Consider the following 25,054-nt stretch of genomic DNA (forward strand, 5'->3'; position numbering starts at 1 on the left):
GAGAGGTAAAATGAGAAGCATCATTTTGGCACTGTCGCTTCTGACGGTGTTCGGCAGCGCCGGCTTCGCGCAGACGGGAAGCAAGGGATCGACGTCCTCGGGGCAATCGGCGGGTTCTTTGCCGCCTGCACCCGTGGGCCATCGCCAGCCGCGCGTCGGCGACGTGCCGAACGAGAAGAACCTGAGCGACCCGAACGATCCCCTCAGCAAGGAAAATCAGGCGCTCGACAAGAAGATCAAGAGCATCTGCCGCGGCTGCTAGGCGCCGGAGCAGCGGGCAGGGTGCGACAGCCTCACCCCGCCCGCAATCGTTCGGTCAGGCGGAGCGCTCGTGCAGCCCTGCGCGCTTGGTGTTGCGCCGGATCTCGACCGCGTCAGCGAGCTGCTTGAGCACGGTTGCCGTGGTCGCCCAGTCGATGCATCCGTCCGTGATGCTCTGGCCATAGATGAGCGGCTTTCCCGTCACCACGTCCTGGCGTCCGGCGACGAGATTGCTCTCGACCATCACCCCCATGATGCGGTTCTCGCCACCGGAAATCTGCCCGGCGATGTTGGCCGTCACGAGCGGCTGGTTTTCCGGCTTCTTGCTCGAATTGGCGTGACTCGCATCGACCATCACGAGCGGTGCGACGCTCGCTTTCGCCAGATCGTTGCAGGCCGCTGCGACGCTTGCCGCATCGTAATTCGGAGTGCTGCCGCCGCGCAGGATGATGTGACAATCCTCGTTGCCCGCGGTTGAGGCGATCGCCGAGCGGCCGAGCTTGGTCACCGCCATGAAATGATGCGGATTCGAGGCCGACTTCACCGCGTCCGCCGCGATGCGCACGTTGCCGTCGGTACCGTTCTTGAACCCGACCGGGCAGGACAGCCCCGAGGCCAGCTCGCGATGAATCTGGCTTTCGGTCGTGCGCGCGCCGATCGCGGCCCAGGACACGAGGTCCGCAATGTATTGCGGCGTCGTCATGTCGAGAAATTCGGTGCCGGCGGGCAGGCCGAGATTATTCACCGCCGAGAGCACGTTGCGCGCCAGCCGCAGGCCCTTGTTGATGTCGAAGCTGCCGTCCAGATCAGGATCGTTGATCAGGCCCTTCCAGCCGACCGTGGTGCGCGGCTTCTCGAAATAGACCCGCATCACGATCTCGAGTTGGTCGGCAAGCTCTTCGCGCAAGCTCGCGAGGCGTTCGGCGTATTCGAGCGCAGCCCTGGGATCATGCACCGAGCAGGGGCCGACCACGACCAGAAGCCGGTCGTCCTGGCCATTGAGGATGGCATGGATGGCGTTGCGTGCGGCCATCACCACGCGCGTCGCGGTGAGCGTGCGCGGGACTTCCCGCATCACCTCTTCGGGCGTGCTCAGCTCTTTCAGTTCGCGGATACGAAGATCGTCGGTCGTGCTCAGCACGGCGGGCTCCTGTCATGTTGAGACCCTGCCGGCCAATAAAAAAGCCGCCAGGTCTGGCGGCTTGTTCGGACGTTTGCTGCAATGTTTCAGATTGAGCGCGATCCTCCTGCCGCCAGCGAGCTGTCGTAGCTAAAGTACCAAAAGTAGCTGGTGACGAGGGTGATCATGGCCAGTCATATAGCGTGCGATCGGCGGGTTGTCACCCCCCAATGGAGGGTGACGGCCAAGCGGCGCCTCAACTGTTGCTTTTGCGTGCCGCCAGCGCCATGCCGATCAGCGTGGCGCCGCCGAACAGCAGGTTGATGCCGACGAGGATGCCGATCGCCCATTCCGCCGAGCTCGGCAATCCCGTGATCACCATGAACGAGATCGCGATGTCGACGAGGCCCGAGATCAGGAGCCACGACCAGCGGCCGCCCGGCTCGCGGCGATGCTCCAGCGCGTACATGATGGTGGCGACGCCCTCGGCGAGGAAATAGGCGCCGAGCACGATGGTCAGCGTCAGCACGGCCTGCATCGGCCGCGCCAGCAGCAGCATGCCTGCGAGCACGGCAAGCGCGGCCGAGATCAGCGACCACCAGAAGCCCGGCGTGCTGCGCGCCCAATAGGTCGCGATCAATCCGCCGATGCCACTGATCAGGAACATCCAGCCGAGGAAGATCGCAATCGCAAGGCTTGCGAGCGGCGGCAGGATCAGCGCGGCAACGCCGAGCACCGCAAGCAGGATCCCTTCGAACAGGAAGGCCTTCCAATGTGCCTTGACCGTCCGGCTCATGGCGGATTGCAGCCGGGAAAGATCCTCAGGCGATGTCATGGGCAGGCTCCGGATCGAGAGGTGTGTGCTCGATCTAGTCTAGTACGTGCGCACCGCGCTTGCCATCCCGCGGTTCAGCCGCCGCCGTGCGCCGACGAAAAACCTTCGCCGCTGGTGCGGATGCGGTTGCGGCCGAGAACATAGATCGCGGTCGTGACGATCAGAAGTGCGAGGCCGAGCAGGATCGAGACCAGGCCGATCGGGATCAGGGCCAGCGTCAGATTGCGCTCGGGATTGATGAGCCAGTGATGGATCGAGGTCAACACGAAGGCAAGACCGAGAAAGCCGACGCCGCCACCGGCAAGCAGCAGCGCCCACATCCGGCGGAGCTGGCTGAGGCGCTCGCGCGCGACGTCGGTCCGGGGGGCGTGATGGCGCGCGACGCGCCGTACCAGGCGGATGGCGAAGGCGATCGAGCTGAAGCCGATCAGCAGGCTCGCGCCGCCCAACCACATCCGCAGCGTCGGATCGAGATCCGGCATGCGCTGGAGTGTGAGCAGGGGGAAGTCGAAGGCCGAATGCAAGGCGAGCGGGCCTGCGAAGATCAGCAGGCGGCTGGAGAGACGGGCCCAGTCGCGATGATGGCGGTTCGCACCCAGCGCCGTGCCAGCGCGCGCGATGGTCAGATAGGCGCCGGCGATGATGCCGAGCGCGCCGTGGAACGGCACCGTCAGCACGCTGCGCAAGGCGGCCAGCGAACGCCACATCTCGGCATGCTGGACGAGATAGGCGAGGTTCTCGTAGGCGGCAAAGCCGAGGCCGACCGCGGCGCCATAGACCACGCTGTCCATCGGATTGGCGAAGGTCCGCCGCTTGGTCGAGGCGACCAGCACGATGGCGATCACCTTGACCGCTTCCTCCGGCAGCGCGACGCCGAAGATCGAATGCATGGCCAGCGCCGCCCACTGGTTATCCGGGGCCGCGACCATCTTGGCGAAAGGGGCGCGGGCCAAGCCCAGCAGCGAAATGCTGGCCGCGCCGAGCAGGAACGCGGTCCAGACCTGGGCCGGCGGTCCCGGGCGTTCCTCGGCGGCAATGACAAGCCACAGCATCAGCAGCGCCGGGGCGATGGCGGCCGTTCCGATGACGGTGGGTAACGCTTCGATCAGGTACATCGGCGCCGAAAATAGGTTCCCTTGATCCGCTTATCTACATTCCCTGATGCGACCTTGTGTCATGCGCTCGCTGTCGGGTCTCTTAACAAGCGTGACAGCCTGCGTTCATCAGGATGGTCGCCGGGGTGTCGAATATGGAGCGCAATCAATCGCATGACAGAACCACCTCGTTATCCATGACAACGGTCGCGCGCCTGTCATCGGATCGCGATTGGTAAGTCAGATCAAGGCAATGTGCAGGTTTCTTCGATTCACGATGCACGTGTCGCCGCGGCAAGTCCAGAGCCGGGATTGCCCCGTCCGGGCAACGCATGGCCTCGCGGACCGGCCTAGTCACGCCCGGTCGCGCGGGAGGGCGACGCGGTCCGGCGGGCCCGGACTTGCTCCACCTCCCAGAAGGCGCGGATAAGGCACGTGCCGAGGCAGAGCACGATGAGCAACAGCAGGAAGGCCTGGTCGGCGGCAGGGATGTGAGTCATGGCAATGATAAAGCAACGCCCATGCCATACGTTCCCGCACGCGTCTGCCGCGGCTTGCGCCATCTGCAACGGCTGCCGATCCCAAATCCGCTTTTGACTGTCTCAATGCGTGGTGAACGGCGGCGGTGCGTCGGGCGCGACGTCGAAGGCGCCGAGATGGAATTCGTCGCCGATGGACGCGTCCGGCTCGGAATGCTGCGCCATCAGCGTGAACGCGGCCTGCGGGTATTGCCTCCAGATATCGAGGTCGCCAGCGGTGATGGTGAGCCAGCCGAACGTGTACATGTAGCGTCCGGGTTCGGTGACCCGGCCGACCTTGTCCCAGGTGATCTTATCGACTGTAATTTTCTCGACTGCCATTCGGTCCCCCGATCGCAAGTCTCCAAATGACGTCCGGAACGAGGCGCGGACCTTCAAAAGCTTATCTCGAAATAGGGCTGCGATAGGGCGGCGCGGCCGCAGGATCAGGCCGATTGCAGCATGTGCGAGCGGACGATCAGCCGGACGACATCGTCCCGCGACTGCTTTTCCGCGAATTTGACCGCAAATCCGTTTTCGAATTTGCGGATCACCCGTCCGACGCAAGCGCCGACCGCAAGCGGAGTTCCCACTGGCGGATCGTATTCGCAGGATATCGCGACACCGGCCGTGGAGACGTCGATGATGAAGCAGGCATGGGTGCTGCCGTCGGCGAGCGTCAGGAAGGTGTGCGCGACCTGCGGAACGAAGCGGGCGTCACGCCGCAGCTCCTGAACGCTGGCGTCCTTCTGCTTCTTCTCGAGCCAGGTCAGCTTTTCCGACATCCAGGCGCGCCGGGCCCGCGTCATCTCGAGCTCCATCAGGAAGCCCAATTTCAGCGTCGCGCTGATGGTGCACTGGAATTCGCCGAAATCCTGGAAGTAGGAGGTCACGCGCTCGCCGACCTTTCCGACCACGGGAACGTCGACCATCATCCGGAACGGCGACACGCGGCTGGTGCGGCAGGCGAAGGTTCGGAGCTTACCCTCGCAATCGTACCAGCGCGGCAGCGAGTAGCTGCCGCTCACGGTGACTTGCACGGCACGCTGTCTGAGGAACTCTGCGACGGACATGGGCGCCAATCGTGTTTCGGAGTGTTTCCGTAATTCCACGGTAACAAGCAAATTCTAAGCAAATGATACCGGCACTCACGAGCAGGGGTAAATTCTTGGTAAATGCGCGGATCCGGACGGGCGGCATAGCGCCGCAATTATGAGGCACGTGACCTCACGATCGCGTCATCCGAGCAGCGCCAGCAGGGCGAGCGCGCCGATGGCCAGGACGAGCTTGATCGTCGCGCAGGCCAGGCTGTCCGGTCTGCTCTCAAGTCCGAACCACGGCAATGCATGCCGCATCGCACGCGTCGCAAATGCTTCGACGATGGCGAGCAGAAGAGCGATTCCGGCGAGGAAGGACCATGATGCGTCCGGCAGCATCCATGCCGCGAGCCACGCGGGGACGGACGCTTTCATCGATGCCAGCAGCGCGAACCATCCGAACAGGGATACGAAGCCCTTGATGATTTCGGGCCCGACCGTGCCAGGCTCGAGACGGATGCCGATCTTTCCAAGAGCGAGTTCGATGCGCTCGCCATCGCTGAAGAAGAGGAAGGCGCCGAGATAGAGAGGGACGCGCGACTGAAACAGCAGCGCGATGATGCCGAACAGGACGGCGTAGCCGAAAGCGTCACTGACGACGGTCGTGCCGGCCGTATGCAACGGCTCCGACACAGCCGTGGCCCGAGGCCCCGATCTGGCGCGCGCCATGTGTTCCAGCATTCTGGCGCGCCGTTCCGGCGCGTAGGCTGCCGAGCGGTGGATCCATGGCGGCGGCGCCGGCGAGGCGATCCCGGCCTGGTCGTCCGAGGGAGATTTATGCTGCGCCATGGGCCTGCATCCGGTTCCAACAGGACATTGGTCGGCGGCGAGGGGCGGGGAGGTTCATGCGGAGCGGCAGATTTCGCCGTGTCATCAACGGCCGGATGATGGCGCTCCCCAGCGCCGTCGAACGAAAATTGAGTGGCTGGAATCAGGTACTTACGTCGACCGAGCGCATATTGGGCCGGACGCAACGTAAGACGAATGGTTGATCCTCGGCGGCTCCTGTTTTCGGCAGTTTCCACACACTCACGACCAGCAGTAACTCCAGGGCGTTCTGGCAAGCTCACCGGCGCTCTGGCAAGGGAGGCCCGTGGCATCCTGCAAGGAGTTCATCCCGCAGGATGCGGTACTGAGAGCCGGTGACCCCCCGCTATCAGCGGCAGACGTAGCTGCCATTGACGAGAACGCGGACACATGCCGTGCCGACCGCGGCCGCACCGACTGCCGCGCCGCCCACGACCGCACGCCTGGTGGTGCGCCGTGCAACGCCGGCCACCGACACGGGTGTCAAGGGGCGTCCGACCCGTGCTTCTGCCCGGCCGAGCGAGAGTGAAAGCCCTTCGTCGGCCGACCAGCCGATTGAGCCGGACACTCCGAGGGCGATCACGGCACCTGCGAGTGATAATTTTGTGAGCAAGCCACGCTTCATGATGGTCTCCGTCCTGTGAGAGTGAATTTCGATCGCTCCATGGTTCGCTGCTCGGACCATTGATCAAGGTCAAGGAATCGCAAGAAAACGATGCAGCTGGTAAGCGCGAGCAACACGCGAAGGCGCTTCCTGCAGAATGGGCGGAGCGACAGCTTCTTCGACTCTTTACTTCTGCACGCAGAGCGGTCTCAGCGTCTCGTCGCTGCTGCGCGCTTTCGCGTATTCCATCAGCGCCGTCCGGGCCGCTTCGCAACGCTCTGCGCTTGAAAACTCTTGTGTCGATATGACGGCGCCATTCGCGACGCCGAGCCAGCTGATGACGACCAGAACATAGGTCATGGTATTCTCCCCCTCAGCCGTCGATCTCCTGAGCGCAGATTAGCGCGAGAGGCGGCTTAACGAGCGCCGCCCATCGCGCCATTATCAGTCTATTGGCACACATACATGATGCCATCACCGCCCTTCACCAGCGAGCCTGGGACGCACCCGATGCCGTTGCGCGCCGCATAGTCGGTCCAGCCGCTATAGCCGTAGCTCCATGGCCCGCCGGAGTAATAGGCTCGCACGGCGTACCAGGGCAGACTCTCGTTAGTGTAGTAGTGTCCACGATAATAGGGAGTGACGTACAACCTCGTCGCCGCTTGCGCCTTGTCGAGCCCCAGCGAAATTCCGTCTTGGTCGTTCCAGCCGATGGCCAACGTCGTTCCGCATACGAGGGCGGCAACGGCAATCTTCCTTGCGCTCGTTGATTTCATGGACCTTCTCCAAAAATGAACTCTAGCGTCACAACACCAACGCAGTACCAGGGCAGCTTTAGATCAAGGGCAAACAAATCGCATCCGCTTCGTCTTCGACTTTGCCGGGTCAAGTTCGAAGCAAGTTAAGTGAATCTGGATGACGAAGTTCTGACGTCCGATCGTGCGAACGCTTCTCGCGGGAATGCGTCATGCAGTCGGCGACAAGCTCCGAGCCGGCATGACGCCTCTTGATCTGCTCTTCATCATCTCTGCCGTTTCGTTCGTGGGCTCGTGTTGCGCCTCGATCAATTTGGTGAACGCGAAGAACAAGCGGGCGGTGATGCCACCTTTCGATCGGTGTTCATCATGAAGCCTCTCGGCCGCCAAGCGTGACCAGCTTCTTGCCTCGGCCATCCAGACCGTTTGGTTTGCCGGATCCTGCCTTGCAAGTTTCCGACAAAGTACTGCGCGCGAACTCAGCTCGAATTGACTCATCATCGGCCCTCCCTGCCAGAAGCTCGATGTACGCGGTGAGAATTCTGCGTTGCGTGCAACATCTCCGCAATTGCCCATCCGGTCATTGTACCAAGGATCATGTCACAGCCACTGACCGAGCCGTGCGATATTGCCCGAGGCGGTGCTGCGAAAATTCAATTCGTTGATCTGGCTCAAGCGCCGCAGCATTTGAACGCGGTGAACATTAGCCTGCTGCAGCCGTGCGTGCGCTTACCAGTGAAGCGCCGCCCATGCATCAGCAAGTGGTCCACCAGGGGCGCGCCGCGGCGGAAGCAACGGCCGCTCGATTTAGTCAGCCATGCCCATGCAGGTTGCATTTCTTCGCCAATCTTGCCGCCGTGGCCCGTTGCTTGCCAGACGAAGATCTGCGGCGGCAATGGCGCCGACAATGCCCATCTCGCGGTATGTGTTCTATGTCGGCGGTACGTTGCTCGCGATGCTCTTCGTTGTGGACGCCCTGGTGCCGGATCGGCCTGCCATCCACGGTGGATCTGCGCGCTCCGCCCCCATCCGCATCCATTCCGATCGGAAATTGCCCGAGCGGGTCATTCTCGACACTAGCCTGCCGACGATTGTCGCAACCGACATCGCCAAGGCCGAGCTTGGTGCCCTGCCGGGCGCCGACCTCCCACAGATTCGTGTTCGCGAGGCCTTTGCTCAGCTAGTAGCACCCGATGCCGAACGACCGCCAGCGCGTCCGCCGACAAAGGCTGATGTGAAGCCGCAGCGTCAAAACAAAAGTGCGAGGAGGCACATCGAAAAGAAGATCCGGCTCGTCGCGCGGCCGCCGCAGTACGGCTGGTTTGGCAACCAGGTTTGGTGAGCGTCTCCGATGGTCGCATCTTCGGAGTGGGGCGCTCGCCATTGATCCTATCAACGAGTGAACGTCGAGGCATTGCCCATCAAACGTCCTTCAAGATCGGGAGTAACTGACATGAGTGAAACGTCAAGGTTTGAACGAATCGATCGTCGCGGGGCTCTTTCATTGCTCGGATGGGCCGCTGTACTCGGATTGGCCGCATCCGGCACGGTGCTGTTAGCAACAGAAGTGCCGGCTCAGACGATCGGAATGGAGCGACGCCAGGAGAGGCGGGGAGCCCGCCACGAGCGGCGTCAGGAACGGCGCACGGGCCGGACTGAACGCCGCCAGGAAAGGCGTACCGGGCGCACGGAGCGCCGTGAAGAGCGGCGCAACTAGGACGCCGACATGATCTCACCCATCATCGTTCGCCGGCAGATGTCTGCTTGATCGCGATCCGGAAGCTGGCGGATGCCGCAGACCTGGTACGTAACATTCGAGGTGCAGAAGCGTGGGACCTTGCCGAAGCGGCGAAGTCCACGGGAGACACGCACGTTCGAGAGCGAAGCCGAGGCGCGGGCTTTCGCGCGAGAGAAGTTCAATGAAGGATTGATCGTGTTTGCTGGCACGCTCAATCCCTTTTTGCCGCGACGGCTGATTCCCTCGAGCGACATTCCGTCCTGGATAGAGCAAGACCAACGCGACGAGATTGCCGGCCACGATGCCAAGCGCGACCCGGAGAAATAAGCCGCATAGTCTTGGTGCATCATGCCGATGTTGCGTTCGAAATGTCTTGAGTGTTGCCATTTTGGCACGTGGAGTTTGTGCCCTCGCCCGTAGAGTTTCAGCTGGAAGTTGGGGGACGATTGCAGTGCAACAAGCCGCCGTTCGAGCAATTAAAAAGCGGCCGGCAAGGAGAGAGCATGATGAAAAGACTTCTGCTGACAACAATTGGTTTGGTGGCGCTGGCCATGGGACCCGCCATGGCTGCCGATATGGCCGTGAAGGCGCCGCCACCGGCACCGATCATTCCGATCTACAATTGGACGGGGTTCTACATCGGCGGCAACGGTGGCTGGGCGCAGAACCACAACTGCGTCGATTTCCTTGACGCGGCTGGCGTCGCCGTCGCCTCCGGCTGCCGCGATCGATCCGGTGGCGTTATCGGTGGCCAGCTCGGTTATCGCTGGCAGGCCAGCCAGTGGGTGTTTGGTCTGGAGGCTCAGGGCGATTGGGCGGATCTCAGCAACCAGCGCGTCAGCCTGTTCGATCCGACGCTCTCCACGCGCGCCAAAACGAGCGCCATCGGCCTCTTCACCGGCCAAATCGGCTACGCCTGGAATGCGTCACTGTTCTACGTGAAGGGCGGCGCTGCGGTAACAGACAATCGTCTCAGCGTGCTTGATACTGCGACCGGCGCCGAGCTCGCGGCGCAAAGCGCAACCCGCTGGGGTGGTGTCATCGGTGTCGGATTCGAGTATGGCTTCACCCCGAACTGGTCGGTGGGTCTCGAATACGACCATCTGTTCATGGGGCACCGGAATAATTCGTTCACGGTCGCTGATCCGCGACTTGCTGCTTTCGTGAACGACCGGATCACCCAGGACGTGGATATGCTCACCGTGCGCTTCAATTACCGCTTCGGTGGGGCCAACCCGGTCGTCGCGAGGTACTGAGCTCTCCAGAGTCTGACGTCTTCAGGGGGCCGGCAGTCATGTCGGCCCTCATTTTTGTGGTCTTATCGCGCAAGCCAGTCAGCGTCTGCCGGCGCGATCGACCGGACCGCCGCGGTTGGCCGGAGTGCCGGGCCGCTCCGCTTCTCGTGCGCCAGCGCGCGCGACGGGACGCACTCCCAGGACCACGCCCGGTCTTGCGACGCAATGCGTGGGGTAGTTCACGTTTTGGCAGTATACGCGACGGCGTTGGCGCTTTCAGGGCTCGCGAAGACGAGCCCGGGCACCAAGAGCGCGTGCTCAGGAGAATCCGACGCAGATCTACCAGCCGGAATAGTAGCTCCGCCTCGCATAGTAGCCGCCATAACCGCCATAACCGCCATAGCTACCGTAGGCGCTGTAGGCACTGGGCGGACAATTTTCATAGCCGTATCCTCCCCCGTAAGAGGAGTATCCGCCGCCGTAGGAGGGATATGCACCATAGTAGCCGGAACTTGCGATCGCGCCGCCGACCACAGCGCCCGCGATCACTGCACCGGAGCCCCAGCCGCGGTAGCCTCTATATCCGTAACCTCTGTAGCCATATCCGACGCCGCGATATCCCAAACCACGATAGCCCAATCCCGCTCCGCGGTAGCCTCCGCCCCATCCGCCGCGATAACCCCAGCCTCCGTAGCGCACCTTCACCACGTCATTATCGAGCGTGGCTCTCATGGCGCCGACGTTGGTCGGCAAGGGCGCTGCTTCGCTTCCGGCCACAAAAATCATGGTGGTCGCGACACTAAGAATTGCTGCAAATGCTCCTTTGATGAAACTCATTATATCCTCCACTGGTTTAAATCTCGACTGACCGGCGAGAGAAGAATTCCGTCACGCCGGCGGCACGACCGTGCACATGAAATGTTTGCGGTCGTTACCGGCTTGGCCTTGATTTGAATCAACGAGCGAGGTTGGAGGCCGTGAGCGGCTCCGGCCGATCACGGGTCCGCTTGCCCGAGGCGCGGCACCCGATGGATCGTCCTTAGATCGCAGAGCGCGGCGGGCTTGAAGAACCTGCGAATATCGCGAACATTAATCGCAACGGCTTGATCTGCATCGTCGACAATACCATAGCGGGGAGACCTGATGATCACAGTTCCGGAACTGGTGTCGCAAGCTCTGGGCGCATTTCTGACGACGGAAACCAAGGACCGGTTCGGCGCCTCCCATGCCGGCCTGACCGAACTGCTTCCGTTTGCAGCCAAGCTCACGATGGAGTGCATCGGCAACAGCGATGCTCTCTATCATAACATCGAGCATACGTTGCTCGTGACCCTTGCCGGGCACGATATCCTGACGGGGCGCGCGCTGCTCCGGCCCACCACGGCAAACGACTATGCGAATTTCATTCTGGCGTGCCTTACCCACGACATCGGATACGTCCGCGGCGTCGTTCAGGGCGATGAGGATGATCTGTTCATCGCGGACGTCACCGGCAGAACGGTTCGTCTGCCGCGAGGATCGTCCGATGCAGCTCTCGCGCCATACCATGTCGATCGGTCGAAACTGTTCGTGCTGGAGCGGCTGGATTCCGTTGAGCTGCTGGATGCCGACCGGGTTTCCCGGGCGATCGAATATACCCGGTTTCCTTACGCGATGTCTTCGAATGACAGCCTCATCGAAGAGGAGGGATTGCTGTTGCGGGCCGCCGATCTCATCGGTCAGCTCGGCGATCCCAACTATCTGAAGAAGTCGAACGCGCTGTTCTACGAGTTCGAGGAGATCGGTCTCAACAAGACGTTGGGCTACGCGACGCCGGCGGATATCGTCTACAAATATCCTCAATTCTATTGGGGCAACGTCGCTCCTCAGATCCAGCAGGCGATACGTTATCTCAATGTGACCTCGCGCGGCCGGCAGTGGATCGCGAGTCTGTACGGCAACGTGTTTCGGGCCGAGCGTGAGCTGAACCTATCCGGACCGCAGCCCTAGAAGAGCGCGCGCTCGTTGATCTGGATCAAGCCAGCTGAGCGAGGGGACTGGCTAACTCGCTTCAGCATGCGCAGCATGAGCTGAAGGCGAGTCCGTGAAAACACTCCGCCAGATATTCTCCGGAGACGAGATCATCCAGCTTTTGATCCGGCTGGGATTGCTGGGGCTGTTGCTCATCTGGGCGCTCCTCCTGGTCCGCCCATTCGTGCCCATATTGGCCTGGAGTGTCGTGCTCGCCGCTGCGCTGAACCCGGTGTTTCGGCGCCTCAGTGACATTCTCGGAGGACGACCGAAGCTTGCAGCGACGATCCTCACGCTCGTCAATCTCGCGGTCGTGATCGGGCCCGCGACGTGGCTGGGCATCGGAGCGGTCGACGGCATCACCGATCTCGCAGCCCAAATGACGGCTGGTGAACTGCATGTTCCATCCCCGCCGCAGTCTCTCAAGGACTGGCCCATCGTCGGGCCTCAACTGTTCGATCTCTGGGACCAGGCGACGACCAATCTCCGGTCGCTCTTGCGCCCAGTGCTGCCCTATCTGAAGCCATTCGCGGCCACCCTGCTTGGCTTTGCCGGCAATGCCGGCGTGGGAACGGTCAAGTTTCTGCTGTCGGTAGCTGTGGCCGGGGTGCTGTTTCCCTATGGACCTCAGCTCGTGGCGGCGGGGCGCGGCTTTCTGTCACGCATCGTGCCGGACCAGAGCGAGCATTTTCTGGACTTGGCGGGCGCCACCATCCGCGCGGTGGCTCAAGGTGTAATCGGTGTCGCGGTCATTCAAGCCTTGCTGGCCGGCATCGGATTCAAGCTGGCCGGCATTGCCAGCGCGGGGCTTCTGGCGTTTGTGGTGCTGTTGCTGTCCATCGTGCAGATCGGCGGTACGATCGTGATCCTGCCAGTCATCATCTGGATATGGACCGACAAGGAATTCTCCATCGCACTGCTGCTGACGTTGTTCCTTGTGGCCGTCGCCGTACTCGACAACGTCCTGAAGCCGCTTGTCATGGGGCGCGGGCTGACCACGCCGGCGCTCGTCATTCTGATCGGAGTGATCGGGGGTACTCTCTTCCACGGCATACTCGGTCTCTTCATCGGACCAATCATTCTATCTGTTGTCTGGGAGCTCACAGTGGCCTGGATCCGGACGGAAGGTGCTGCGCCGGTGCAGCTGGCGGCCAAGCGTTGACCTATATCAACGCCGCCAAGTACAGCGGGCTTTGGATGGATCGACACGACGATAAGGCCGGAGAACGTGGATGGAAATGTCTGTATTGCCCGGTGGCCCGATGTCCGGGTTCGTCGCCTCGGCGGTCGAATACATGGTGGATGCAGGACAACGGAGCATTCTGTTCCTTGATGTGATGCGCCGGCGCGGTGATCAGTATCGAGAGCACGTCGCTCAGACCGCTCCTCACGTCTTGCAATACGCGGCCGAGTTGATCATCGATGGCCGTCAGCTGAACGAACCCGTCAACTACGCGCTTGTCCGCATCATCCCGCCAGCAGGCGTGGAGATTGATCCTGCGCGGCGGCCGTTCATCGTGATCGATCCGCGCGCCGGACACGGGCCGGGCATCGGCGGATTCAGGGCCGACAGCGAGATCGGCGTCGCCATGAAGGCGGGGCACCCCTGCTACTTCGTCGGTTTCTTGCCGGAGCCAATGCCGGGACAGACGATCGAGCGCATCGCTCGCGCCGAAGCCAGGTTCGTCGAGGAGGTCATCAGCCGCCATCCGGACGCCGACGGCAAGCCCTGCGTGATCGGTAATTGCCAGGCCGGCTGGGCAGTCATGATCCTGGCATCTCTGCGGCCTGAACTGTTCGGGCCGCTGATCATTGCCGGTGCACCGCTCGCCTACTGGGCGGGCGTGCATGGCAAGTATCCAATGCGCTATTCGGGCGGCTTGCTGGGTGGAAGCTGGCTGACGGCCCTTGTCAGCGATCTCGGCGCCGGCAAGTTCGACGGCGCCTGGCTGGTGCAGAACTTCGAGGGCCAGAATCCTTCGAACACGCTCTGGACAAAGCAGTATAACGTCTATTCGAAAATCGACACCGAAGCCGAGCGTTACCTCGACTTCGAACGCTGGTGGGGTGGACACGTCAACCTCAACGCCGAGGAGATCCAGTTCATCGTCGATGAGCTCTTTGTCGGCAACAACCTTGCCTCCGGCAACATCAAGATGTCTGACGGCGAGCAGGTCGACTTGCGCAACATCAGGTCGCCCATCGTGGTGTTCTGCTCGAAGGGCGATAACGTCACGCCGCCGCAGCAGGCGTTGGACTGGATCCTCGATTGCTACACCGACGTCGACGACATCAGGGCGTATGGGCAGACGATCGTTTACACAGTTCACGAAAGCGTCGGTCATCTCGGCATCTTCGTCTCCGGGGGCGTCGCCAAGAAGGAGCATGCCGAATTCTCCAGCAATATCGATCTGATCGATGTGCTGCCGCCCGGACTCTATGAGGCGACCTTCGAAGCCAAGGGCGCCGACACCACGCATGCCGATCTCGCAGCCGGACAATGGGTGATGCGCTGCGAGGCCCGGACGCTCGACGACATCCGTGCCATGGGCGGCAATTCGCCCGAGGACGAGCGGCGCTTCGCCGCGGCCAAGCGCGTCTCCGAGCTCAATCTTGCGGCTTATCGCAAATTCGTGCAGCCGTGGATTAGCGGCATGGTCGCGCCGCAGACGGCGGAGTTGATGCGCAATCTTCATCCGTTGCGGACGCAGTATGAGGCGTTCAGCAGTCAAAATCCGTGGATGAGCGCGGTGAAGTCAGTCGCGGAAGGAGTGGAAGAGAACCGCAAGCCAGTTTCGAAGGACAATCCGTTCCTGGCGTTCCAGGAGCAGCTCTCCAAGCAGATCGTTCATGTGCTCGACAGCTGGCGCGATTCGCAGGAAGCAATGAGTGAGGCGATCTTCCTCAATGTCTATGGCTCGCCTGCGCTCCAGACCGCGCTTGGTATAGATCCGAAAGCCGAACCCTCGCGCCCGCGCGAGATGCCCGCCGAGCATCGTGCCCTGCTCGATAAGCGGGCCGCTGAACTCAGGTCCTCGATGGAAAAAGGAGGGCTGCGCGAAGCGGCGCTTCGTGCCCTGCTGTATGTCGGTTCGGCGAGAGGAATGGTCGACGAGCGGAGCATCGAGGCGTTGCGTCTGGTTCGCCGCGACTACGCCGGAGCGCGATTGACTCTGCCCGAGTTCAAGACGCTGGTGCGCGAACAGTTCTTCATGCTGCTGATCGATCGCGAGGCCGCCTTGGCCGCGATCCCGAAGCTGTTGCCTGACCACGTCGATCAACGCCGCGAGGTCTTCGCCGCGATCAGCGAGGTGCTGTCCGCCAGCGAGGAAATCACGGGCGAGCGCGCAATTCGCCTGCAGCAGATCGCGGCATTGTTTGGCCTTGAGGCTGGTGAACAGCCGGGGAGAGCGTCGAATATCGCCCCTTTCGATGCCAAGGCGAAGGCGTCGTAATACTCGTTGGAAGGACGGCCACATGTCAGCCGATGCCACGCAGACACAGCCCGCGAGCAAGTACGACCGCCTGATCGCCGCGGCGAGGGCGGTGCCGCCGACCCCGACCGTCGTCGTGCATCCCTGCGACGAGACATCGCTGCGCGGCGCCGTCGAGAGCGCACAGGCCGGCATCATTCGGCCGATCCTGGTCGGGCCCGACAAGAAGATCCGGGATACGGCCGCCAGGCACGGTCTTGACGTTGGCGCGTTCGAGATCGTCGATACCGCGCATAGCGAAGCATCGGCCGCTCGGGGTGTCGAGCTGATCCACGCAGGCAAGGGGGAGCTGCTGATGAAGGGCAGCCTGCACACGGACGAGCTGATGCGCGCCGTCACCGCCAAGGCCGGCGGCCTGCGCACCGACCGGCGCATCAGCCATGTCTTCGTCATGGACGTGCCGGCCTATGCCGAAACCATCTTCGTCACGGATGCGGCCATCAACATCTTCCCGGATCTCGATGCCAAGCGCGACATCATCCAGAATGCAATCGATCTGTACGTGCAAGCCGGCTTCGGGAAATCGCCGCGCGTCGCGATTCTGTCGGCGGTCGAAATCGTAACCTCCAAGATTCCGTCGACGATCGAGGCCGCGGCACTCTGCAAGATGGCGGACCGGGGCCAGATCACCGGCGGGATACTTGATGGGCCGCTGGCGTTCGACAATGCCATCGACGAAGAGGCGGCGCGGATCAAGGGGATTAAGTCCGAAGTCGCCGGCCGGGCGCAGATCCTGGTGGTTCCCGACCTCGAGTCCGGCAATATGCTGGCGAAGAATCTCGCTTATTTCGCCAAGGCTGACGGCGCGGGCGTCGTGCTCGGAGCCCGGGTGCCGGTCGTTCTGACGTCGCGTGCGGATTCGCCGCGCGCACGGATGGCCTCCTGTGCGGTTGCAGCCCTGTATGCCCATGCACGGCGCCAGCATGCTCCCACGATCGCGGCGTGAGCGCCATGGATACCATCCTCGTGGTCAATGCCGGCTCCTCCAGTGTCAAGTTCCGGATCTATTCTATCGAGAACGAAGGAATGCTGCGGCAGCAGCTTAAGGGGCAGATCGACGGCATCGGCAGCCGTCCCCGTTTGCGGGCGAGCGGCACTGAGGGTGATCCGCTCGCCGATCGCGCCTATCCGATCGATGCCGTGCCGGACGTTCCGGCCGCAATGGACATCGCCGGCGCGTGGCTGCGGGACGAGCTTCGCATCCGCCCCATTGCCGTCGGCCACCGCGTCGTCCACGGCGGGCCGGACTACGACCGCCCGGTCCAGGTCGATCATGGTGTCGTGACCCGGCTGGAACGGTTTGTCGCGCTGGCGCCGCTGCATCAGCCACACAATCTGGCGCCGATCCGCTCGATTCTGGCCAATTTCCCGGAGCTGCTGCAAGTCGCCTGTTTCGACACCGCCTTTCACCGCACGCATAGCGCGGTCGCCGACCATTACGCGATCCCGTATGGGCTTCATGCCGAAGGCGTGCGTCGCTACGGATTTCACGGCCTCTCGTACGAATACATCGCGAAGACCTTGCCGAAGATCGCGCCGAAGATTGCGAAGGGACGGGTCATCGTCGCTCATCTCGGGAGCGGCGCGTCGATGTGCGCGCTCAGCGGCGGGCGAAGCATCGACAGCACGATGGGCTTCACCGCTCTCGACGGGCTCCCGATGGGAACGCGCCCTGGTCAGATAGATCCGGGCGTCGTGCTCTACCTGATCTCGGAGAAAGGGATGTCGGCATCCAACGTTCAGAATTTTCTTTACCGCGACTGCGGCCTGAAGGGACTGTCCGGCATCGGCAACGACATGCGCGAGCTCGAGGCCAGCGACAATGTCAACGCCAAATTGGCGATCGACTATTTCGTCTACCGAACCGGGCTCAACGCAGGCATGCTCGCAGCAGCACTGCAAGGTCTTGATGCGTTCGTCTTCACGGCTGGCATTGGCGAGAACTCCGCCACCCTCCGTGCACGTATAGCCGAGCAACTGAGATGGCTTGGTGTTACCCTCGATCAGGCGGAAAATTCCCGTCATTCGCGACTGATATCGGGCTCAAACAGCCTGATTCCGGTGTATGTCGTCCCGACGGACGAGGAATTGATGATCGCGCAACATACGCTATCGCTGCTGATGAAACGGCCGACCACCAACGTCAGACAGGAGAGGGCGTCATGATTCCCGTGTTTCCTGATACCAAGATTGCCCTGAAGGGAAAAAAGGGCCTCGTCGTAGGCATCGCCAACGACCAGTCGATTGCATGGGGCTGCGCCAGGGCCTTTCGCGCCCTCGGCGCCGATATCGCCGTCACCTATCTCAACGAGCGTGCGAAGAAGCACGTCGAGCCGCTCGCGCAGGCGCTTGGGGCTCCCATCTTCATGCCGCTCGATGTCATGGTAGAGGGGCAGACCGAAGAGGTGTTCGCGCGGATCGAGAAGGAGTGGGGACAGCTAGATTTCCTGCTGCATTCGATCGCCTTCTCTCCCAAGGAAGCCTTGCACGGGCGCGTCGTGGATGTCGGTCGCGACGGCTTCCTGAAGACGATGGAGGTCTCCTGCTGGTCGTTCATGCGCATGGCTCATCTGGCCGAGCCGCTGATGAAGAACGGCGGCACCATGTTCACCATGACCTATTACGGCAGTCAGATGGTGGTTGAAAATTACAACGTGATGGGCGTGGCCAAGGCCGCGCTCGAAGCGTCGGTGCGCTACATTGCGGCCGAGCTCGGACCCAAAGGAATCCGCGTGCATGCGATTTCGCCTGGACCGCTCGCCACGCGCGCCGCCTCGGGCATACCCGAGTTCGACGAGCTGATGGACAAGGCGCAATCGAAGGCACCATCGCGCAGCCTCGTCAGCATCGACGATGTCGGGAACGCCACTGCGTTCCTGGCGCTCGACGGCGCCAAGCTCATCACGGGCAGCGTTCTCTACGTCGACGGCGGTTATCACATTATCGATTGAGGAGAGACCGGCGCGTTGCTCAGCGATAGTGCAGGGCGATCAGTTCGGCGACGCAGGCCGGTCGTTTGCCGCCCTCGATCTCGATAACGAGATGATAATTCACACGCAGGCCGTCCGGAGGCACGTCCTCCGTCTCGGCAACGCTGACGCGGCCGCGCAGCTTCGATCCCGCCTGGACCGGCGAAAGGTACCTGATCCTGTCCGCGCCGTAGTTCAGGGTGTTTACGCAGCCCCTTCAGCCCCATCACCGAGCGGATGAACATCGGCGCAAGCGCCAGCGACAGCAGCCCGTGGGCGATGGTGGTGCCGCCGGGCATTTCTTTCCTCGCGCGCTCCTGATCGACATGGATCCACTGTTCATCGCAGGTCGCTTCCGCAAATCTGTTGATCCGATCCTGCGTGACTTCGATCCAGTCGCTGGCACCGATCTCGGTGCCGACGGCGGATCTAATCTCATTGAAATCGCCGAATATCCGCATGCGCACCACCCGGTCAGATCATCATTTCCGGGACGTGGTCGGGAACGATGAGGTCGGCGTCCGTGACCGCCATGACTTCGCCGATCGTAATGCCGGGCGCGGTCTCGAGCAGCGTTGCCTTGCCCCCGGCAAAGCCGATCACTGCCATGTCGGTGACGACCAGGCTCACGGGCCGCACCGCGGTCAGCGGCAAAGTACATTTCGCGACGATCTTGGACTTGCCCTTTGCCGCGTGCTGCATGGCGACAATGACGCGCTTGGCGCCGCTGACGAGGTCCATTGCGCCGCCCATGCCTGGCACCATCTTGCCCGGAATCGTCCAGTTGGCGAGATGGCCGTGTGCATCGACCTGGAGACCTCCAAGCACGGTCACATCGACATGACCGCCGCGAATCAAGCCGAATGACATCGCGCTGTCGAAGGTTGAAGCGCCGGGCAGTGCGCTGATCGGACGTCCGCCGGCGTCCGTCAGCGCCGGATGTGCCAAGCCTTGCTCGGGGATCGGCCCGGTGCCGATCAGGCCGTTTTCTGATTGGAAGAACACCTTCAGGTCGGCTGGAACGTAGTTTGCGACGAGCGTGGGGATGCCGATGCCGAGATTGACGAGGTCGCCGCTCCGGAGCTCCTTGGCCACGCGCCGAGCGATCAGGGTCTGCGGATCCATGACGTCACCCGTTCGTAATGAGGTAGTCGACCAGCGGTGCCGGCGTTATGACGTGATCCGGCGCGATCACGCCGACAGGCACGATGTTCTCGGCCGTGACGATCACCGTATCGGCGGCCATTGCCATGACGGGATTGAAGTTCCGCGAGGTGAGTGCGTAGGCGAGATTTCCGAGGTAGTCGGCCAGGAAGGCGTGCACCAGCGCGAACTGTGCGCGCAGCGCCGTCTCCAGCAGGAACGATTTGCCGTCGATTTCGATCTCACGTTTGCCTTCCGCAACCAGCGTGCCGACGCCGGTCGGCGTCAGAACGCCGCCCAGGCCGCAACCGCCGGCGCGGATGCGCTCGACCAAGGTTCCCTGAGGGACGAGATCGACGGCGATCGTATTCGTCAGCATCTGCTGCTGCACTTTTGGATTGAGCCCAATGTGGGTTGCGGTCAACCGCGAGACCTGCGCGCCGTCGAACAGCTTGCCGACGCCTCTCCCAGGCATGGCTGCGTCGTTGCAGATCAATGACAGGTCGGTCTTCTTCTGCCGCACAAGCTCGTCAAGCAGGCGCTCCGGTGTCCCCACGCCCATGAATCCGCCGACCATGACGCTGGCGCCCGAGGGGATCATGGAAATGGCTTCTTCGACGGAGAGGGTACGCAAGATGCAGCTCCGGTCAGCGGGTAGGCGACAAAGGCCCTAGCTGAGGATGCTGGGGCTAGGCTGCCGCACACTCTTGATCTGCATCAAGGCGCCGCATCGTTCTCACCGTTGCATGACAGCGCTGATCAACCCAACCAACAGCATAAGCGAGCGGACGGAGCGCGATGGCAGTTCAATTCCTGCTCGGTACCTTGATCAGCGTGATCAACATCATGATTCACGCGCTGGTGACCGTTGCGGCCATCGACATCGCTCGTACTGCCGGATTGAAGCACACGGCGCGGCCCCGGTCGCACCTGATGGCCGTGATGGTCACCACTGCTGTCATTTTGATGGTCGCGCACACTGTCGAGGTTCTCATTTGGGCGCTCGCCTATGCGATAGTCGGCGCGGCGCCTCCGGGCAGCGATCTGCTGTATTTCACCTTCGTGAACTACACCACGCTTGGCTATGGCGACATCACGCCCGCGCCGGGGTGGCGGTTGACGGGACCTATGACAGCGATGAACGGCATCCTGATGTTCGGATGGTCGACTGCGGTCCTGTTTGAGGTTTTGCGCAAGACGGTCGAGCATCTCGCCGCGATTGCGGCACCCAGGTCTAGTTCTGGAGATCGAGGCTAGCGAGTTTCAGCCTGTCCAGCAGCACGATCTGGCGCTGAGTGTTGCCGATGAAGCCGAGGATACCGAGCTCATGCAATCGCGATAGTGCGCGGGAGACGGTTTCCAGCGTTAATCCGAGATAGTCGGCGATATCACGCCGCGACATCGGCAGCGCCATGATTCCGGCGGCCGTCAGCCGCTTGTCCATCTCGATCAGGAAGGCTGCGACCCGCTCCAGCGACGTCTTGCGGCCGAGCAGCAGCATGTGGTCTTCCGCATGCTGAAGGTTGCTGGTGGTCATGCTCAGCAGGTTTCGGGCGACCATGGGGTCGCTCTGCGCAACCAGCTCGAGACTTTGGCGCTTGACCAGGCGAACCGTGGTGTCGACGATCGCTTCGGTCGTGAATCTGTGCGCGCCGCTGTTCTCGAGCCCGAAAATATCGCCGGCCAGGTGAAATGCGCCGATTTGGCGCCGGCCGTCGGACAGCAGCTTGTAGCTTCGCACCGCGCCCCTCTTCACCTGATAAACGTATTCCGCAGCCTCCTTTTCGCCGTAGACTTCCGAGCCTTTCTTGTAGGTAAATTCGTTTAAACTGATGATTGGGTTTGAATCGGTGTTTAACCCTAGCTCGCGGAGCGAATGAAGTCGCGAGGAGGCGTCGGCAGCGGTGCGAACGAACATGGCCAACTCCCGAACTGATGGTGACGCGGTATTTCCATCGCTGGGAATAAGGAGCCGCCGAAAATCCGCTTCCCGCGAAGGTTGTTTAGGCCATAAGTGGGGTTTTCAACCATTGTCTGTAGGTGCATTGTACCAAGGTACAGGCATGGCGATGGTGCGCCGGATGAGAACCCGTCAGAGTGTCTGTCAGATGGTGCGGCAATAAGCCGAAAACGGACGCTGCGTTCACGGTTGCGGCATCCCAATTGCGCTGCTTTGCTCAGGTACTGAACGGCGCGTCCGGTCATTCTGCATTTGAAGTACCCTGCGAGGGATATAACTTGCCCGGCTTCGTTTATGTCGTGGACGACGACGCATCCTTTCGGGTGGCGATCCAGCGTCGGCTTAAACTGGCCGGGTATGAAGTCGTGACCTACGCGTCCGCCCAGCAGCTACTGGATGATCCGCCAGGGTCCGACGAACCGGGATGTATCTTGCTCGATGTGCAGCTTCCGGGCCTGAGCGGGCCGGAGTTGCAAGCCTCGCTCATCCGATGCCATTCGCAGCTGCCCATCGTCTTTCTGACCGGACATGCGGATACCGCGACGACGGTCCGTGCGATCAAGGCCGGCGCGGAGGATTTTCTGACCAAGCCGGTGTCGTCGGAACAGTTGATCGATGCGATTGAGCGGGCAATGGCTCAACAGGAGGCGGCGCGGAGTCAACACAGCAAGCTCGATTCGCTACGTTCTCGCTTGAGGTCTCTATCGCGGCGCGAACGACAGGTGTTCGACCTGATCGTACGCGGTAAAATCAACAAGCAGATCGCCTATGAGCTTGGAACGACCGAACGCACGGTGAAGGCGCATCGCCACCAGGTGATGACAAAGATGCAGGTACTATCGTTTGCCGAACTGGTGTCCGCTGCAGAGCGGCTCGGCCTTCTGGATTCGGCAAAGATGTGATGCAGGCCGGTTTTCGTGGCTTCGTCAGGTCGGTGATCAGACCTGTACGATGGGACAGTATGAAATGTTATTGACATAATTCGGCCTGGACCGCCTACATACCGGCGTCGTTAGCCGTCGGATTAGCGCAGGAACCTTTGCCCCGTAGCGTCGTTGCGACGCAAGTGACAGGTTTCCAATCAGAAAGACGGGCCATTGTTTGCACGTAAGCCGATTTACGTCGTGGATGATGATTTATCAATGCGCCGAAGCTTGGAGCGGCTGCTTCGAAAGCACGGCTTTGACGCGGTTGCTTTTGATTCCGCGGGTGCGTTGCTTCGTCATGGGTGCATCGAAGAGGCGTGCTGCATCGTTCTGGATATCAATCTGAACGGAGAGTCGGGTATCTCACTCCGCCGCAGGCTCGCCAGCGAGGGTGCCACGGTCCCCGTCATCTACATTACCGGCAACGACTGCCAGGCGAATCAGGTTGCCGCGATTCAGTCTGGGTGCGCCGCCTATCTGGCCAAGCCCTTCGCAGCAAGCGCACTCATCGACTCCATCGAACGCGCCTGCACCGAGCATGGCTGATTCTGTACCGCGTGCTCACTCCTCGATGTCCTGCTCCAGGGTTTGTGCGGGCGCGCCGTTGTGAATCGAGCCGAACTGCGCCAGCGGCAGCGAAGTCGTGAGAGACAGAAGGTTGGAGTCGGTGACCTCAAGCACCAGAGCCTTGCCGGCTTCCATGTCGTTGATGAACTTGGGATCCGCCGCGTCGGCTGCAATGCAGGCATTGGTCAGGCACCGAGTGTACGGCAATGACTGGACGTTTGCCCCATCGACCGTCAGCTTGGCAGGCCGCTGCAGATACATGCCGACGGGAACAAACACTTGGAGCCGGGCAGTGCGGTCGCCGTCACGCTCGATCAGGTCGACGCGGACTGCCCTCTGGCCGGTAGCAAACCGGCCCGCGATTGAGGTCCGGCATAGCCTGGGCCTCCCTTCAGGCTTGACGCAGAGCTTTTTCCATTCGCCATAAGTGATGTCTTTGGCTTCCCGGTGCCCGCGAGGTGCGATTTCGGCGGAGTTTGCCTCTGGGGCCGGCTTTGGCGCGGCTGTATTCTGCGCCGAAGCTGGTTCGGCAAGAGCCGCGGCGAACACCATCGACAAGCAGACGAGCGCGCGCCCCGGCGATGGCGTTGAAGTTGCGTCTGCCATGTTCTGCCTCCGGGCGCCGGCCTCCACGGCTATTTCTGCGCGTCGAGGAATTTTTCGAGGAGCGGTGACCACATCGGGATCGTGTCGGGAGAGTCGATGAAGAAACGCCCGTCGTTGCCAAAGGGCGGCATCAGATGATATTCGGCCGAGCCGCCGGCAGCGGTGAAGGCGTCGTGCATGCGCTTCGACCAGGCGGGCCAGAGATCGGCTTTCGCAACGGTACGGCCGGCGTCGTGGAAGTTCGGATTGGTGCTGTTACCGACCTTGGAGAAGAACGGCCCGTAGACACCGTGCTCGGGAATGTCGATGGCGGCTGCTCCAAAGCCGGTGCCCACGGGCGCCACCACGAGGTAGCCGCGTTTGGCAAACCACTTGGCGGCGTCACGGAACTCCACCAGCGGGAAGAAGCTGCGATCGACGGGCTTGAGCGAGACGCCATGGTTCATGATCGCCAGCGGGAAGGGGCCGTCGCGGACGGGCCGCACCACATAGGCAAACATCGGCAGCGGCAGCGGCAGAGCCCAGACCTCTTCCTGAATCCGAACATTGTCGTCGGCGCGTACAGGCGCAAGAAGGCCGGCCAGGATGCTCAAGGCCGCCGCCAGGTAGGTCGCTGTTGAAGCATGGCGGAGATTCACGCGCGCCTCCTTCAACCGGCGAAAGTGCTGGCCACGATGATCGGTCCAAGCACGGTGAGCACAACGTTTCCGACAGCGTAGGGCACCGCGACGCCGAGCACCGGCGTCTGGCTTTCTGCAACATCACAGGCGCCGGTCACGGCGGCGTCGACCGTCATGGCGCCGGCCAGCGCGCCGCAAATGATGACCGGGTTCATGCGGAGTACGCGATGGGCAAACAGGGTCGTCACGATCAGCGGCACCAGTGTGACGACCAGGCCCATGCCGACCAGCAGCATGCCGTGTGACTGGATCGCGACCCAGGCCGCGTGGCCATTGCCGAGCCCGATCGCAGCGATGAAGCCGCCAAGGCCGAGGTCGCTCAGCGTCTGCTGCGCCGCAGGCGGCATTGCGCCCATCGTTGGTCGTCGCGACCGCAGCCAGCCGCAGAATAGCCCGGCGATCAGGGCGCCGCCGCCACCTCCCAAGGTCAGGGGCACAGACCCGATCTTGACGCTCGCGAGACCGGCGAGCAGACCTATGGCAATGCCTGCGGCAAGGAATGCGATGTCGGTACGGTCTTCGGAGCTCAGGATCTGTCCAACCTGCGAGGCGGCGCGCTCGATGTTGCGGGTGCTGCCGACCAGCGTCATGACGTCACCGACATAGACGCGGGTATCGGCGCTCAGGGGGACCTC

General features: G+C 62.1%; 31 protein-coding genes and 1 pseudogene. 13 read left to right on the plus strand and 19 right to left on the minus strand.

Annotated features, from left to right (window positions below):
- Nucleotides 1-10: 10 nt before the first annotated feature.
- Entirely contained in the window at nucleotides 11-262 is a 252-nt protein-coding gene (locus AC0L2F_RS24065) for a hypothetical protein (protein WP_007609951.1), read from the plus strand.
- Between the two features lie 54 nt (nucleotides 263-316).
- On the opposite strand, the gene AC0L2F_RS24070 is transcribed toward AC0L2F_RS24065, so the two are convergent.
- The 11 genes from AC0L2F_RS24070 to AC0L2F_RS24120 all read right to left on the minus strand — a co-directional run bounded on the left by AC0L2F_RS24070 (nucleotide 317) and on the right by AC0L2F_RS24120 (nucleotide 7,999).
- Nucleotides 317-1,402 (minus strand): 3-deoxy-7-phosphoheptulonate synthase, encoded by a 1,086-nt coding sequence (locus AC0L2F_RS24070; protein ID WP_473250089.1) that lies wholly within the window; start codon nucleotides 1,400-1,402, stop codon nucleotides 317-319.
- Between the two features lie 235 nt (nucleotides 1,403-1,637).
- Complete coding sequence (locus AC0L2F_RS24075) at nucleotides 1,638-2,216, minus strand: HdeD family acid-resistance protein (RefSeq protein ID WP_007609955.1); 579 nt, start codon at nucleotides 2,214-2,216, stop codon at nucleotides 1,638-1,640.
- Between the two features lie 74 nt (nucleotides 2,217-2,290).
- Entirely contained in the window at nucleotides 2,291-3,331 is a 1,041-nt protein-coding gene (locus AC0L2F_RS24080) for a PrsW family glutamic-type intramembrane protease (RefSeq protein WP_473250090.1), read from the minus strand.
- Nucleotides 3,332-3,912: 581 nt separating this feature from the next.
- Complete coding sequence (locus AC0L2F_RS24085; protein WP_007609964.1) at nucleotides 3,913-4,170, minus strand: hypothetical protein; 258 nt, start codon at nucleotides 4,168-4,170, stop codon at nucleotides 3,913-3,915.
- Between the two features lie 104 nt (nucleotides 4,171-4,274).
- The gene (locus AC0L2F_RS24090; RefSeq protein WP_473250091.1) at nucleotides 4,275-4,901 is read right to left on the minus strand and encodes a PilZ domain-containing protein; all 627 of its coding nucleotides are present in this window, start codon (nucleotides 4,899-4,901) and stop codon (nucleotides 4,275-4,277) included.
- 165 nt (nucleotides 4,902-5,066) lie between these two features.
- A complete protein-coding gene (locus tag AC0L2F_RS24095) occupies nucleotides 5,067-5,714 on the minus strand; it encodes a hypothetical protein (RefSeq protein WP_473250092.1) in 648 nt (215 codons plus the stop codon).
- Nucleotides 5,715-6,081: 367 nt separating this feature from the next.
- The gene (locus tag AC0L2F_RS24100) at nucleotides 6,082-6,357 is read right to left on the minus strand and encodes a hypothetical protein (protein WP_007609967.1); all 276 of its coding nucleotides are present in this window, start codon (nucleotides 6,355-6,357) and stop codon (nucleotides 6,082-6,084) included.
- A gap of 165 nt (nucleotides 6,358-6,522) precedes the next feature.
- Entirely contained in the window at nucleotides 6,523-6,696 is a 174-nt protein-coding gene (locus tag AC0L2F_RS24105) for a hypothetical protein (protein ID WP_007609968.1), read from the minus strand.
- An 89-nt stretch (nucleotides 6,697-6,785) separates the two neighbouring features.
- Nucleotides 6,786-7,112 carry a hypothetical protein gene (locus AC0L2F_RS24110; RefSeq protein WP_007609974.1) on the minus strand — a complete coding sequence of 109 codons (327 nt, stop codon included), beginning with the start codon at nucleotides 7,110-7,112 and terminating at the stop codon, nucleotides 6,786-6,788.
- A 189-nt stretch (nucleotides 7,113-7,301) separates the two neighbouring features.
- Complete coding sequence (locus AC0L2F_RS24115; protein WP_231170939.1) at nucleotides 7,302-7,592, minus strand: hypothetical protein; 291 nt, start codon at nucleotides 7,590-7,592, stop codon at nucleotides 7,302-7,304.
- A gap of 170 nt (nucleotides 7,593-7,762) precedes the next feature.
- Complete coding sequence (locus AC0L2F_RS24120; protein ID WP_473250093.1) at nucleotides 7,763-7,999, minus strand: hypothetical protein; 237 nt, start codon at nucleotides 7,997-7,999, stop codon at nucleotides 7,763-7,765.
- On the opposite strand from AC0L2F_RS24120, the gene AC0L2F_RS24125 reads away from it, so the two are divergent.
- The 3 genes from AC0L2F_RS24125 (at nucleotide 7,999) to AC0L2F_RS24135 (ending at nucleotide 10,085) form a co-directional block, all read left to right on the plus strand.
- Entirely contained in the window at nucleotides 7,999-8,433 is a 435-nt protein-coding gene (locus AC0L2F_RS24125) for a hypothetical protein (RefSeq protein WP_473250094.1), read from the plus strand. The genes AC0L2F_RS24120 and AC0L2F_RS24125 overlap by 1 nt on opposite strands.
- A 447-nt stretch (nucleotides 8,434-8,880) precedes the next feature.
- A complete protein-coding gene (locus tag AC0L2F_RS24130) occupies nucleotides 8,881-9,156 on the plus strand; it encodes a hypothetical protein (protein ID WP_007609978.1) in 276 nt (91 codons plus the stop codon).
- Between the two features lie 176 nt (nucleotides 9,157-9,332).
- Nucleotides 9,333-10,085 (plus strand): outer membrane protein, encoded by a 753-nt coding sequence (locus tag AC0L2F_RS24135; protein ID WP_007609979.1) that lies wholly within the window; start codon nucleotides 9,333-9,335, stop codon nucleotides 10,083-10,085.
- 318 nt (nucleotides 10,086-10,403) lie between these two features.
- On the opposite strand, the gene AC0L2F_RS24140 is transcribed toward AC0L2F_RS24135, so the two are convergent.
- Nucleotides 10,404-10,901, minus strand: coding sequence for a hypothetical protein (locus AC0L2F_RS24140; protein WP_473250095.1), 498 nt, complete (start codon nucleotides 10,899-10,901; stop codon nucleotides 10,404-10,406).
- Nucleotides 10,902-11,207: 306 nt separating this feature from the next.
- Between AC0L2F_RS24140 and AC0L2F_RS24145 the strand changes: the two genes are divergently transcribed.
- The 6 genes from AC0L2F_RS24145 to fabI all read left to right on the plus strand — a co-directional run bounded on the left by AC0L2F_RS24145 (nucleotide 11,208) and on the right by fabI (nucleotide 18,519).
- Complete coding sequence (locus AC0L2F_RS24145; RefSeq protein ID WP_007609981.1) at nucleotides 11,208-12,053, plus strand: hypothetical protein; 846 nt, start codon at nucleotides 11,208-11,210, stop codon at nucleotides 12,051-12,053.
- Nucleotides 12,054-12,147: 94 nt separating this feature from the next.
- Nucleotides 12,148-13,236, plus strand: a complete 1,089-nt coding sequence (locus AC0L2F_RS24150; RefSeq protein WP_473250096.1) for an AI-2E family transporter — start codon at nucleotides 12,148-12,150, stop codon at nucleotides 13,234-13,236.
- A gap of 70 nt (nucleotides 13,237-13,306) precedes the next feature.
- A complete protein-coding gene (locus AC0L2F_RS24155) occupies nucleotides 13,307-15,529 on the plus strand; it encodes a DUF3141 domain-containing protein (protein WP_473250097.1) in 2,223 nt (740 codons plus the stop codon).
- A 22-nt stretch (nucleotides 15,530-15,551) separates the two neighbouring features.
- Nucleotides 15,552-16,514: a phosphate acetyltransferase gene (locus AC0L2F_RS24160; RefSeq protein WP_007609988.1), complete on the plus strand. Its 963-nt coding sequence runs from the start codon at nucleotides 15,552-15,554 to the stop codon at nucleotides 16,512-16,514.
- 5 nt (nucleotides 16,515-16,519) lie between these two features.
- A complete protein-coding gene (locus AC0L2F_RS24165; protein ID WP_473250108.1) occupies nucleotides 16,520-17,734 on the plus strand; it encodes an acetate/propionate family kinase in 1,215 nt (404 codons plus the stop codon).
- Complete coding sequence (fabI, locus tag AC0L2F_RS24170; RefSeq protein WP_063994252.1) at nucleotides 17,731-18,519, plus strand: enoyl-ACP reductase FabI; 789 nt, start codon at nucleotides 17,731-17,733, stop codon at nucleotides 18,517-18,519. The genes AC0L2F_RS24165 and fabI overlap by 4 nt, the downstream gene beginning before the upstream one ends.
- 19 nt (nucleotides 18,520-18,538) lie before the next feature.
- Here the strand turns inward: fabI and AC0L2F_RS24175 are convergent.
- The 3 genes and pseudogenes from AC0L2F_RS24175 to AC0L2F_RS24185 form a co-directional block, all read right to left on the minus strand.
- Nucleotides 18,539-18,998: pseudogene (locus tag AC0L2F_RS24175) on the minus strand (MaoC family dehydratase).
- Nucleotides 18,999-19,011: 13 nt separating this feature from the next.
- A complete protein-coding gene (locus AC0L2F_RS24180; RefSeq protein WP_007609995.1) occupies nucleotides 19,012-19,662 on the minus strand; it encodes a 3-oxoacid CoA-transferase subunit B in 651 nt (216 codons plus the stop codon).
- Between the two features lie 4 nt (nucleotides 19,663-19,666).
- A complete protein-coding gene (locus AC0L2F_RS24185; RefSeq protein ID WP_007609996.1) occupies nucleotides 19,667-20,314 on the minus strand; it encodes a CoA transferase subunit A in 648 nt (215 codons plus the stop codon).
- 164 nt (nucleotides 20,315-20,478) lie between these two features.
- On the opposite strand from AC0L2F_RS24185, the gene AC0L2F_RS24190 reads away from it, so the two are divergent.
- Nucleotides 20,479-20,937, plus strand: a complete 459-nt coding sequence (locus AC0L2F_RS24190; RefSeq protein WP_007609999.1) for a potassium channel family protein — start codon at nucleotides 20,479-20,481, stop codon at nucleotides 20,935-20,937.
- Here the strand turns inward: AC0L2F_RS24190 and AC0L2F_RS24195 are convergent.
- Complete coding sequence (locus AC0L2F_RS24195) at nucleotides 20,915-21,598, minus strand: helix-turn-helix domain-containing protein (RefSeq protein ID WP_473250098.1); 684 nt, start codon at nucleotides 21,596-21,598, stop codon at nucleotides 20,915-20,917. The genes AC0L2F_RS24190 and AC0L2F_RS24195 overlap by 23 nt on opposite strands.
- Nucleotides 21,599-21,918: 320 nt before the next feature.
- Here AC0L2F_RS24195 and AC0L2F_RS24200 point away from each other — a divergent pair, with 320 nt between their 5' ends.
- Both AC0L2F_RS24200 and AC0L2F_RS24205 read left to right on the plus strand, forming a co-directional pair.
- Nucleotides 21,919-22,542, plus strand: coding sequence for a response regulator transcription factor (locus AC0L2F_RS24200; RefSeq protein ID WP_007610003.1), 624 nt, complete (start codon nucleotides 21,919-21,921; stop codon nucleotides 22,540-22,542).
- Nucleotides 22,543-22,737: 195 nt separating this feature from the next.
- Nucleotides 22,738-23,112 carry a response regulator gene (locus AC0L2F_RS24205; protein ID WP_007610006.1) on the plus strand — a complete coding sequence of 125 codons (375 nt, stop codon included), beginning with the start codon at nucleotides 22,738-22,740 and terminating at the stop codon, nucleotides 23,110-23,112.
- A 15-nt stretch (nucleotides 23,113-23,127) separates the two neighbouring features.
- On the opposite strand, the gene AC0L2F_RS24210 is transcribed toward AC0L2F_RS24205, so the two are convergent.
- From AC0L2F_RS24210 to AC0L2F_RS24220, 3 genes are all read right to left on the minus strand, one after another.
- A complete protein-coding gene (locus tag AC0L2F_RS24210) occupies nucleotides 23,128-23,739 on the minus strand; it encodes an invasion associated locus B family protein (protein ID WP_473250099.1) in 612 nt (203 codons plus the stop codon).
- Between the two features lie 29 nt (nucleotides 23,740-23,768).
- Complete coding sequence (locus AC0L2F_RS24215; protein ID WP_473250100.1) at nucleotides 23,769-24,377, minus strand: alpha/beta hydrolase family protein; 609 nt, start codon at nucleotides 24,375-24,377, stop codon at nucleotides 23,769-23,771.
- A gap of 11 nt (nucleotides 24,378-24,388) precedes the next feature.
- On the minus strand, nucleotides 24,389-25,054 hold a 666-nt coding region (locus AC0L2F_RS24220; protein ID WP_473250101.1), incomplete at its 5' end, for an aspartate-alanine antiporter-like transporter.

This window comes from Bradyrhizobium sp. Ken64, from assembly GCF_055807555.1.